Origin of the sequence: Pseudomonas sp., from assembly GCF_036387035.1 — a bacterium.
In the GTDB taxonomy this organism is placed as follows: domain Bacteria; phylum Pseudomonadota; class Gammaproteobacteria; order Pseudomonadales; family Pseudomonadaceae; genus Aquipseudomonas.
Window position 1 is genome coordinate 1 of the sequence record NZ_DASVUM010000134.1, and the last position, 10749, is coordinate 10749.

At 58.1% G+C, this 10749-nt stretch carries 10 protein-coding genes and 1 pseudogene; 7 read left to right on the top strand and 4 right to left on the bottom strand.

The genetic code is table 11. The features are described 5' to 3' along the window. From VF672_RS12950 to VF672_RS12965, 4 genes are all read right to left on the bottom strand, one after another. Positions 1-3218 (bottom strand): dermonecrotic toxin domain-containing protein (locus VF672_RS12950; protein WP_331104985.1); only part of this gene is annotated, 3218 nt, incomplete at its 3' end. A gap of 1062 nt (positions 3219-4280) precedes the next feature. Beyond that, positions 4281-4805: a hypothetical protein gene (locus VF672_RS12955; protein WP_331104986.1), complete on the bottom strand. Its 525-nt coding sequence runs from the start codon at positions 4803-4805 to the stop codon at positions 4281-4283. Positions 4806-4990: 185 nt separating this feature from the next. Then, positions 4991-5899, bottom strand: coding sequence for an SDR family oxidoreductase (locus tag VF672_RS12960; RefSeq protein ID WP_331104987.1), 909 nt, complete (start codon positions 5897-5899; stop codon positions 4991-4993). Positions 5900-6158: 259 nt separating this feature from the next. Continuing rightward, positions 6159-6614, bottom strand: a complete 456-nt coding sequence (locus VF672_RS12965) for a flavodoxin (protein WP_331104988.1) — start codon at positions 6612-6614, stop codon at positions 6159-6161. A 374-nt stretch (positions 6615-6988) separates the two neighbouring features. Here VF672_RS12965 and VF672_RS12970 point away from each other — a divergent pair, with 374 nt between their 5' ends. The 7 genes and pseudogenes from VF672_RS12970 to VF672_RS24595 all read left to right on the top strand — a co-directional run. Then, positions 6989-7594 carry a hypothetical protein gene (locus VF672_RS12970; protein WP_331104989.1) on the top strand — a complete coding sequence of 202 codons (606 nt, stop codon included), beginning with the start codon at positions 6989-6991 and terminating at the stop codon, positions 7592-7594. Positions 7595-7782: 188 nt separating this feature from the next. Further along, positions 7783-8352, top strand: a complete 570-nt coding sequence (locus VF672_RS12975) for an antibiotic biosynthesis monooxygenase (RefSeq protein ID WP_331104990.1) — start codon at positions 7783-7785, stop codon at positions 8350-8352. 227 nt (positions 8353-8579) lie between these two features. Continuing rightward, positions 8580-9290 (top strand): dihydromonapterin reductase, encoded by a 711-nt coding sequence (folM, locus tag VF672_RS12980; protein ID WP_331104991.1) that lies wholly within the window; start codon positions 8580-8582, stop codon positions 9288-9290. Positions 9291-9310: 20 nt separating this feature from the next. After that, entirely contained in the window at positions 9311-9871 is a 561-nt protein-coding gene (gene folE, locus VF672_RS12985; protein WP_331104992.1) for a GTP cyclohydrolase I FolE, read from the top strand. 3 nt (positions 9872-9874) lie between these two features. After that, a complete protein-coding gene (gene folX, locus VF672_RS12990; protein ID WP_331104993.1) occupies positions 9875-10246 on the top strand; it encodes a dihydroneopterin triphosphate 2'-epimerase in 372 nt (123 codons plus the stop codon). A 93-nt stretch (positions 10247-10339) separates the two neighbouring features. Continuing rightward, entirely contained in the window at positions 10340-10636 is a 297-nt protein-coding gene (locus VF672_RS12995) for a DUF1244 domain-containing protein (protein ID WP_331104994.1), read from the top strand. Further along, positions 10629-10749 (top strand): annotated as a pseudogene (locus VF672_RS24595) (HopJ type III effector protein); the annotation flags it as partial. The gene VF672_RS12995 and the pseudogene VF672_RS24595, both read left to right, overlap by 8 nt.

A 10749-nucleotide genomic window follows, 5' to 3' on the forward strand; every position in this document is an offset into this window, starting at 1 on the left:
GGGTTGAGGGCTGCCACGTATTTGCCGTACTTGCGTATGAAGGTGTAGGTATTGAGCAGGCGTCGCTCGTTGACACTCTCCGTCTGAGCGTCGATGTCCACGATCAAGTGCTGCACCGCCATGCCATGCAAACTCTCAAGACGGGCGATCGGGGCGGAGTGTGTTACCTGGTACGGTTTGCCTGCGACAACGGGAGACACCTCAAGCTTTTGCATCAACGTGCCAATCGTACGCTGAGCTCTGTAGTTGGCCCGATCATAGTAGTAGCGGCTCATGCCCGGGCGGGGCACCGAGCGAACGATGTCATCCTCCTGGCGGAACAAATAGCCATCGGGCGCGCCCGGCGTGTAGACCAGCGTTCCCAGACGTTCATTGGTTTTGTCCGGTTTCAAAACGTAGAGGCCGCCCAGGGTTTTGTGCTCCATGATCAACAGATGGAGCGTCCCCGGAACCTGAACCTTGTTCCCGACGATGCTGCTATCGAGGCCGGCAGCGATCTGTACCACCCAGCTGTATTGATCGGGGGTGAGGCGCCCGGCGACATACTCAATCACAGCGTCGCGGCGCAGTTCATAGTGGGTTTTGCGCGCGAACAGGGCGCGGACTCTGGCGGGCGGAGAATTGGTGAGGCTCCGCGTGTGCCGGCGCAATTGCTTGATGTACTCATCGGCGTAATTGGAGCTGCGAATCATCTCATCAACGAAAGACGCCGACAGCGCTGAGACGTCCTGCCCGATGGAAGAATAGACCGCGGCGTCGGGACCAAAGGTGTATTCCTCCTCCGAATAACCGACCATGAACAGGTCGGTAAGGCACGTGAGCGAGGTGTAGCGCCCGAAATCCGGTTCACCCTTCCCAGCTTTACCTTTCATGTCGAAAAACACGGTATCCGGATCAATGCGTCCTGGCATACCCAAAGCTTTCAAACGCTGGTTGATAAGACGCTCGCACTCCTGTCGAGCTGCCACGCGCCAGGGCGTGATGCCGAAACGGTCGTAGGCGTCGGTCAGCGCCGCAATTCGGTGTTTCAGGGTCACGGCCGCCCTTCGATGCTGCTCGGTAACGTGCTGCATACGTGAACCGGAAACGCTCTGATGTCGCGCAAGCATTTGCTCGACCTTGTAATGGTTCAGGGTCAACAATATTTCTGACAGGGATGGACCGCTGACGGGGAGGAACTGGACACTGTCGACGGACCACTGCGACGGTTTCAGCCGGATGCTCTCGATGTACGGCACAACATGCTGGTCAGAATTGACGACAGTCTGGTCCAGCAGGTATTGGGCCCCCCGCGCGCTACCGGTCCAACTGCCGACTTCCAGAGACAGCTTGCGCCAAGTATCAAAGTCGAACAGGTCACGACCATTCGGGTGCCCCGGCGCGTAGAGCACATAGAACTCGTCATTTCCCTTGACCTCCCGAATGACGACGACATCCTCAAGCCTTCGGTTGCCCCCCTTGAGGAGCAAGGCGCCAACGTTTATCGAATGAAAACCGCCAGGGCTCGATTGCGCTCGCTCGATCAACGACAGACCGCGATCCGACAGATGCCCCTGGAGTTTCGCGGCCCAGGCACTTAACGCAAGGGTGCTGGCGCGCAACGCGCTGATTGCGTTCAAAGCGGTTGGCTCGCGGTGGCGACGTTCCACTTCGCGCCCATATCGCTTTTTCAGATCAAGGTCTCGCACCAGTTGGCAGACGAAATCAAAATCCAGGCCTGTGTGTGAGTACGCGGGATCGATCTCGACAGTGGGGGCCAGCGTGAGCTTTAGATCCGGCATGCCATCGAGCGCGAAAGCCAACAGCGTATGGCGGTAAACGGTCTTCAGGGGCGCATCGGCGAACGGCATTTCGTCCGGCAGACTGACCATCACTTTGGCCGGATCGAACGTGAAGCCCAGGCGCTTCATCAAGTAAGCGGCGATCTCTCGCCGGGCAAAGATTTCAGGCGACTCGATACCGACCAGCTGCGCCTGCATCTGAGCTTCACAGCGCGATTGTGCGGCTGCAAGCGTTTCATAACGCTGACGATCTGCCGGGGCCGCGTGCCTCAACCACTCCGGCAAGCGACGCTCCTGCATGAATTCAAGCAAGTCGATGTATCGGGCATTGAGCGCCTGCTCCAGATCATCCAGGCGGGTAGCATCATCGAACATCCGCAGCAACGGTTCGGGTTCGCCGCCGCTCAACGGCGCGTGACCGAACAAATGCTCGACGTCGCTCAGCTGCTTCTCACGCAAACTGGCGATGAAACAGGCAGCCGGCGTTTCTTTCAACAGCGAATACTCCAGCTTCAGCGAAGCCGCCGGCTCGTTGGCAATTAGAATCTGATGTTCGAGCGAGAGATACCCAGTCAGCATGTCGCGCGAAGGGTCTTGCGCCAGACGCTCCTTCAGTGCGGCCTCTAACGCGTCGAGCGTCAGGAATTTTTCCACCCCGCCGGCAGGACTGAAGAAATAGACGCCTGCACGGGCGGCATCGGCAACCAGCGGCATCACATCGACGTTATGCGCTGTCGCCACATAAGTACCCGGCAGCCGCATAACCTGGCCCTGCGCGGTGCGCAACGACAGCGCGTAACGGCCCTTGCAATCCAACTGGTCGACAACGTTCAGTAGCCGCTCTTTATCCCGGGTCTCCAGCTGGCGCCTGCCGACAGCCAAATGGATGGCGTGAGAGAACACCCAGGACTGCAACGTTGCAAAGACCTTTTGGCGCGTGCCGATCACAGCCTCTTCCTCGGGGATCCGGGTAAAGGTCGGCTTATCGATCGTCCAAAACTCTTCAAGACTAAATTTCAGGAATCCAGGCAGCGTGGTCACTAAGCCTGGCAACATTGACCTGAACGTACCGATGTCCACGTCAAGAAATGCATACTCCACGTGGCTGGAGTCTTTTCGCATCGACAGCATGGCCTTCGGATCATCGAGATGAGCCGAATTGCCCGCGAGCGCATTGAGCAGGGCATCGGTCAGGGAGAGTGGTGCAGGATCGAATCCACCGGCGTGGTGCCTGTGAATGAACAGCGCGTCGGGATTCGGGAAGCGCGTGATTGGCGTAAGCGAAAAAACCAGCAGCTCCCGCGCGGCCTTGCGCAACGTGGGCGCCTGGCGAAAATGCGACACCATCAACGCTGACAGCTCGCCCTCGTTGTTTGCATGATCGAGCAAGGAGCCCGCGTTCTTGAGCAAGTGAGTATCAGTAAAGTGATCAGTCATCTTTTATAGCTCCAGGATGACCGCCCGCGCCACAAAGGCATCCAGCCGAGGTGTGAAATACGTGGGCAGTCCAAAAGAGCTGTCATCTAACGCGCCGGGGCGCTCGGCGATGGAATAACTATTGATGGTGACGGGCAAGAGGTGCTGACTCGTTGCGCGAGAAAAGGGAGCGTTAGTTTGCAAACAGCGAATTCATCCTACTGTTGCTGTGGCTGCAACACTGCTTGTCAGAAAACGCGCTGTTTCGGCTAACGAAGACGCCTTACCCTGCGCGCCATCGGAGCACACCACTAAACCGCCGATTGATCGGTGTTTGAGCGAAGTGGGGGGTGCTCGACCACCGTCACCGACGTTATTTCTGAAGCTCCTGGATTCAACGTCTTGTTTAGCCGCTGCGATTGCAGCGGCTTTTTTTTGCCTCGTGTCCCAGCTCGAATAAGGTTTAGTCCAAAGGATAAGCCCTGCAGAATCGCCCTAAAACGAAGCTCAGAAAGATCCCACAGGATTTCAAGCGACATTCCTACGCAATGTTCTGTTTAAACATTAGTCATCGGCGAGGTGGAAACACCACGCGACGATATCCAATGATAATGGCTAATGGAGCTTCAACATGTTCAAGAAAAAATGACCTTGCTGATTTTGGCAGCAAGCCTGACGTCGCTCTCAGGTGTAACAGCAGCGCAACCTGCACCGAGCACCCTGAATTTTTGCACGAAAATGTCAGGCGCTATTCCGGCCGGCACCGTAAATCCGAGAGATGAAAAAGTTATTTACGGGCCCTATAAGGTGACCTGCGGGACTACCTCTCATCACTTCAAGGTAAGAGGCGCCTCAGGACAAGTCCCTGTCGTTGTCCAACAGCTTCGAGGTGGAAGTTGGTCTTCCGTAAGTGGAACAACGTACGACCCATCAGGCTTGTTCGGAGCTGGCACATTCCGACTGGTAATCGATAACCTACAAAGTCCCACAACAACCAGTTATTCGGGCAGTTACGTCGTCCCCATGTAATAGCTGAACGCCTGGGGCACATCGGTTGTGCCCCAGGCCCAGTACCTACATTCCTCAGGCGCGAATGTTCACCAATGAACGCTCGCGAGGACGCTTTGCATGTTCTTCCAATGCCATGAGCACAGAAACAGCGGTTTTCAAATCGACCATGGCGCCTTTCGCCATTTCATTGCCCTCCGTGATAGCCCCCTGCAGCTGACCGAATTGCTCCGTGAAAAATTGATACGCATTGACCTCCTTGTCTCTGTTGATCTGGTTTCCGAGCGCATCAAACTCAACCTCGACGCTGGACATGGCGTGAATGAGGTCTCCATCTATGATTCCTCGCTCGGCCAATAGAACGCCGATTTCCATCAGCTGCCTGTTGCTGGTTCTGCGCGGATCAAACCCCGTCAGACTGATATTCAAGCCCTCCAGCTTTTTAACATCCGGAATGCTCTTGTCTGCCCAGTACTGACGCACCTTCTGCTTTACCGCCTCCTCGTGAGGGTTAAGCCCGGACTTCACATTGAACTGCTTGTCCGGGACGGCGCTGTATACCCTCAGACGCTCTTGCACCTTGCTCAAATTGCCAATCATAAAACCTCCTGAAAATCGGGTGATCCTCAGGAGTGTCGGGCGACCCGTGGCGGGGTTTAGGCTGAAAAGATGAAGACGGAATCATTGCCTGATTCAGAGACCGTTCCTACGTCGCGGCAAATAACTCTCCTACAAAAACGGCCAGTTCGATCGCCCGAACTGGCCGCCTGGTGATCAACGACCGATCAGGCAAATTTCTGCAGATTGGCCATCATTTCCTTGAGCGCTCCAACGTTGTCAGTGGGGTGCACGGCGTCGCTGAAGTCACTGATGGTCTGCCACTGCGCCGCGACGTCTTCCGGTGAGAAGCCTGCATGAGGATCAAACCCTGCGCCCAGGCTGCGCTCCCAGCGGACTTTGCCGATCCAGCCGCCGCCGACTTCATACAAGCCAGCGCTGTCCTGGCACTGCTCGCTGCCCAGGAAGACGACAAGCGGGCTGACCAGCTCCGGCTTGAGCAGATCGAACACGCTGGCCGGGATCAGGCCCTCTGTCATGCGGGTGCCGCCGGTGGGGGCAATGGCGTTCACCAGAATGTTGTTCTTGCGGCCTTCAACCGCGAGCGTGCGCGTCAAACCGTAAAGGCCGAGCTTGGCCATGCCGTAGTTGGCCTGACCGAAGTTGCCGTAAATGCCGGACGTGGACGAGGTGAAGATGATTCGGCCGTAGTTCTGGTCCCGCAGATGGGGCCAGGCGGCACGGGTGACTTTGTAAGCGCCTTCGACATGCACGCGGTAAACCAGGTCCCAGTCCGCGTCTTCCATCTTGGCGAAGCTTTTGTCGCGCAGAATGCCTGCGTTGTTAACCACCACATCGACCCGGCCGAAGGCATCAAGAGCGTTCTGCACGATCTTGTCGCCGTCGGTTACCGAGTCATGATTGGCGATCGCCTCACCACCCGCTTCACGAATTTGCGCAACCACCCGATCTGCCGCCGACGCATTCGCGCCTTCGCCATGGGCCGATCCCCCGAGGTCGTTGACGATCACTCGCGCCCCGTGGCGTGCGAAGAGCAGTGCATGCGCGCGACCCAGCCCGCCGCCCGCACCGGTGACGATTACCACTTTGTCTTCGAAACGTACGGACTCACTCATGTCGCTCTCCCTATGATGGTGCCGGCTTTGCACCCGCTGCCCTCGGCGAGTGGGGTAGTAGACGCAGGAGCTGGCGAACAGTCACGGAGTGTCAACGACTCGCCGTCAGGCCACAATCAACACGGGACGCGCTGAATGGTGGCCGATAACGCAACGGGATGGTTTGGACGTTACTGATCTCGAGACGCAGTCGTGCCGGGCTTGGCACCGCGAGCAAAGTGGTGAGACGTTTTGACAGCATGAACACCACGCCTGCCCTTCAGCTGTTCAGGTGGCTGATGAACTCCGCCAGCCAGGGCTCGGCGTCGCTTTCCGGTGTGACGGTTTCGCTGGCGTCCAGACGCAGCATCTCCTGCACCTCGCGGACGCCCAGTTCGCTGAACAATTCGCGCATCAATTCCCCTCCGGCACAGAACGTATCGCCATAGCTCGCATCACCTAAGGCAATCACGCCGCCCGGCAGCCCCCGCCATGCAGCGGGCAATACGTCGCGGATTTGATGATAGAGCGGCTGAATATTATCCGGCAATTCGCCCATCCCGGTGGTCGAGCTCACTGCGAGCAGGGCTTGCGGCGCGAAGGCTTGCAGTTCGGCAAGCGTGGCGCGTGGGTTGAAAAACACTTCGTGCCCTGCGTCCTTGATGATCTGGTGGGCATGGCGAGCCACCTCTTCCGCGGAGCCATAGACAGAGCCCGCAATAATCGCGACTTTCATGGGTTGTTCCTGAGACGGGTAAATTCGTGCGGCATTATGCCTCAGCGCAACGCCCTGTTCCGGACTGCTTGCCTTGCCTTGGCAGAGGGCAGAGCCAGAAGAACAACGAAGCGCTGACGCAAATGATGTTCAACGATGCGTGAGATCCTCTGTCCCATATCAACAACCGGGCGACTGCCACACCGTCATATGGGTGGACCCAATAGATCCGCGATACGCCCGGCGGAAAGGGGTCGAGTTTAATGCCGAACGAGCGCAAGCTCGGCTGGAGAATGAAATCCTGAAGGGGTAACATTCTGCAGCTGACGAACGGTTGCAACCTAACGGCGAACTTTCTGTCTGCTCTTTCAATTACCGGTTAATCGAGCTTGGCCATGCAGCGCGACAATCTCCTCACGCCCGATGAACTGGAGTTCATCCAGAACATGCAGCACAACCCCACGCTGAATTTGCGCGACAAATCCAGCAGCCTGGTGGTTAACGGCGGCGTGCAGATCCAGGATCTGCTGACCCGGCTGGCGGCGCATGAGCAAGTCACGATCCAGGCCCAGTTCGACAATCAGCAAATGACGTTCCCGCTGCACCTCGTGGAAGACGAGTTTCATGCACTGCATCTGGAGCTGGGTGCGCCGAGCATTTTCGAGGAAGGTCCGCGTATCCGCCCATGGCGTCTAACGCTGCCTGAGCCGGTGCCGCTGGAAACCGAGAAAGGCTCGCCCACCGCGCTGTGGGTCCATGAAATCTCATTCAAAGGCATCCTGCTGGAGATGCGGAAGCAGACCAAGCCGCCGAAGTCCTTCGCCGCCTGGTTCACGCCCCAGGGCCACGCGCCAATCGCCTTGCGTGGCACCTTCGAACGCCTGAACCATCATGGTCTTGCGGCGTATCGGTTGAGCCAGAACAGTAAGGAAGACACCGAACGCCTGCGTCAGTACATTCTTCAGGAACACCGCAAGATTCACCCCTCGATGCACCTTTAGTACCGCCAGAAGAGGCGACTCCTCAAGCGCGCCCTCCTCCGTCCGACAAACACCGCTGGCTTTATCGCAAGATTCAGGAATAATCCTTGCTTGCTTTTTCCAGCGAAACTGACGCACCGCCAACACCCCGGTGGTGCGTCATGTGATTTCCCTACCCGGGAACCTCACTCGTTTATCGGAGATACACAATGTCTACCTCACCCGTCACGCTGATGGTTGCCCGTCGCGTCGCCCATGGCCGCTATCAGGAATTGATCGCCTGGCTGCATGAAGGCGAACAACTCGCTACAGACTTCCCCGGCTATTTAGGGTCAGGCGTGCTCGCTCCGCCGCCAGGGGATGACGAATTCCAGATTATTTTCCGTTTTGCCAATGAGGCCACCATGCACGCCTGGGAGCATTCTGCTTCCCGACGCTCCTGGCTGGTGCGCGGCAGCGGCCTGTTTGCGAAGAATTCAGTGCACCGGGTCAGTGGCATCGACGGCTGGTTTGGCGCAGCCGGCCAGCGGCCGCCGCGCTGGAAGCAGGCCGTTGCCATCTGGCTGGCGTTTTTCCCGGTGTCGCTGATCTTCAACTTCGTGCTGGGCCCGCTGCTGAGTCAGATGGATCTGTTGCCACGCATCATGATCAGCACCTTGATTCTCACGCCGCTGATGGTGTTCTGGTTCATACCGCTGTCGACCCATCTGTTGGCAGGCTGGCTACACAGCAGCACGCCCACGGCGGTCAGCGGTACAGAGCCGGCGTCTACGCGTTAGCCCTGTAACGGGCGCCCGTCCCGGGCGCTCGAGCTGACCCGCGGTGAACTGTCGCAGCACAGCTGCCTATCGAAAAACATGTACATCCTTCCTTCATTGTACAAGTATCGGCCGTTGGGTTAACGTTGCCCCACGGCCGCTTTCGATGGCGTAATGCAGGCACCCGTTGCTTGCCCTTGGCACCGAATTCGTCCGACCTCCCTCCTGTTGATAAATGCGTGACGACCATGGTCTGCTCCCCTGCCCCTGTCTTGATCACTGGCGCCAGCCAGCGTGTTGGTCTGTATTGCGCCGAACGCCTGTTGGCGGAAGGTCAGCCGGTGATCGTTACCTACCGCAGCGAACGGCCGGGGGTGCAGCGTTTGAAAGAACGGGGGGCGATCGTGCTTCAGGCTGATTTTTCGTCCGAAGCCAGCGTCTTGAGCTTCATCGCCCGGCTCAAGGAACACACCGACAGCCTGAGGGCCATTGTGCACAACGCTTCAGACTGGCTGCCGGAGACGTCCGGGGATGAGGCCGATGTGTTCGTGCGCATGTTCAGCGTCCACATGCTGGCGCCCTACCTTATCAACTTGCACTGCGCCGAACTGCTGCGGCGCTCGGAGACGGCAGACATCATCCACATCAGCGACGACGTCACGCGCAAAGGCAGCAGCAAGCACATCGCCTACAGCGCCAGCAAGGCTGGGCTGGAGAACCTGACCCTGTCGTTTGCGGCCCGGTTCGCACCGCATATAAAGGTCAACGGCATTGCTCCGGCCATGCTGATGTTTCAACCCCACGACGACGCGGCGTATCGCGCGCGCACCCTGGAAAAATCGGCACTGGGGATCGAACCCGGGGCCGAGGTGATTTACCAGAGCCTGCGCTATCTGCTGGATAACCCGTACGTCACCGGCACCACTCTGACCGTAAACGGCGGACGGCACGTCAAGTAAGCCGCCCCGAGGAACCATTGATGACCCTGTCACTGACACAGCATTACCGTGAAATCCTCGTCGGCCTGGGTGAAGACCCTGAACGCGAAGGCCTGCTGGATACGCCCAAGCGCGCGGCCAAGGCGATGCAATACCTGTGTCATGGGTATGATCAGACGCTGGAAGAGATCGTCAACGGTGCGCTGTTCGGATCCGAAAGCGACGAGATGGTGATCGTCAAGGACATCGAACTGTATTCGCTGTGCGAACACCACCTGCTGCCCTTCATCGGCAAGGCCCACGTGGCTTATATTCCTACGGGGAAAGTGCTGGGCCTGTCGAAAATCGCGCGCATCGTCGACATGTTCGCGCGGCGCCTGCAGATTCAGGAAAACCTCACGCGGCAGATCGCCGATGCCATTCAGGGCGTTACCAAGGCGGCCGGTGTGGCGGTGGTGATTGAGGCACAGCACATGTGCATGATGATGCGCGGCGTTGAGAAGCAGAACTCGACCATGAACACCTCGGTGATGCTCGGCGCTTTCCGCGAGTCGACCACGACCCGAATGGAATTTTTGCAATTGATAGGACGGAGCAAGTAGTCCATGGCAAGACTGGAACCCGGCACCGCACGCATCAGGGTCAAAGACCTGTGCCTGCGTACGTTTATCGGCATCAATGAGGACGAAATCCTCAACAAGCAAGACGTGCTGATCAACCTGACCATTTTGTACGCGGCGCAGGAAGCGGTACGTGACAACGACATCGACCACGCGCTGAATTACCGCACCATCACCAAGGCGATCATCCTGCACGTGGAAAGCAACCGCTTCGCCCTGCTCGAACGGCTGACACAAGAAGTGCTCGACCTGGTCATGGGCCATGAAGCGGTGCAATACGCAGAAGTTGAAGTGGACAAGCCCCACGCGCTGCGCTTCGCTGAATCAGTGTCGATTACCCTCGCGGCCGCGCGCTGATTTGCTGAGCGTGCCGTGGCAGGGCCGCGCTTGCCCGGCCTGGCTCCCGCTCTTATCATCAGCCCATCTTTACTAATACCGACAGAGCAGACCATGACCGAGCAACAACGTCTTGAACTCGAAGCAGCCGCCTTCCGCCGTCTGGTGGCGCATCTGGACAGCCGCAAGGACGTGCAGAACATCGACCTGATGAACCTCGCCGGTTTCTGTCGCAACTGCCTGTCCAAGTGGTACAAGGCCGAGGCCGATGAGAAGCACATCGAGATCACCCTCGATGATGCCCGTGAGGTGGTTTACGGCATGCCCTACAGCGAATGGAAATCCACGTATCAGAAAGAAGCCAGCGCCGAGCAGCAGGCTGCGTTTGCCAAGGAACCGAAGCATGACTGACCTGAAAGCCCTGCGCGTCAGCCTGGCCAGCGGCAATCACCTGTTCGCCGAGACGCTGGCCTTTATCGCCGCGCACTACGAGTATCAGCCTCAGGCGTTCAGCAACGGCCCGG

Coding starts and splice junctions, on each gene's coding strand:
- VF672_RS12955 (WP_331104986.1), bottom strand. CDS start 4,805: ATGATTGGCAATTTGAGCAAGGTGCAAGAGCGTCTGAGGGTATACAGC.
- VF672_RS12960 (WP_331104987.1), bottom strand. CDS start 5,899: ATGAGTGAGTCCGTACGTTTCGAAGACAAAGTGGTAATCGTCACCGGT.
- VF672_RS12965 (WP_331104988.1), bottom strand. CDS start 6,614: ATGAAAGTCGCGATTATTGCGGGCTCTGTCTATGGCTCCGCGGAAGAG.
- VF672_RS12970 (WP_331104989.1), top strand. CDS start 6,989: ATGCAGCGCGACAATCTCCTCACGCCCGATGAACTGGAGTTCATCCAG.
- VF672_RS12975 (WP_331104990.1), top strand. CDS start 7,783: ATGTCTACCTCACCCGTCACGCTGATGGTTGCCCGTCGCGTCGCCCAT.
- folM (WP_331104991.1), top strand. CDS start 8,580: ATGGTCTGCTCCCCTGCCCCTGTCTTGATCACTGGCGCCAGCCAGCGT.
- folE (WP_331104992.1), top strand. CDS start 9,311: ATGACCCTGTCACTGACACAGCATTACCGTGAAATCCTCGTCGGCCTG.
- folX (WP_331104993.1), top strand. CDS start 9,875: ATGGCAAGACTGGAACCCGGCACCGCACGCATCAGGGTCAAAGACCTG.
- VF672_RS12995 (WP_331104994.1), top strand. CDS start 10,340: ATGACCGAGCAACAACGTCTTGAACTCGAAGCAGCCGCCTTCCGCCGT.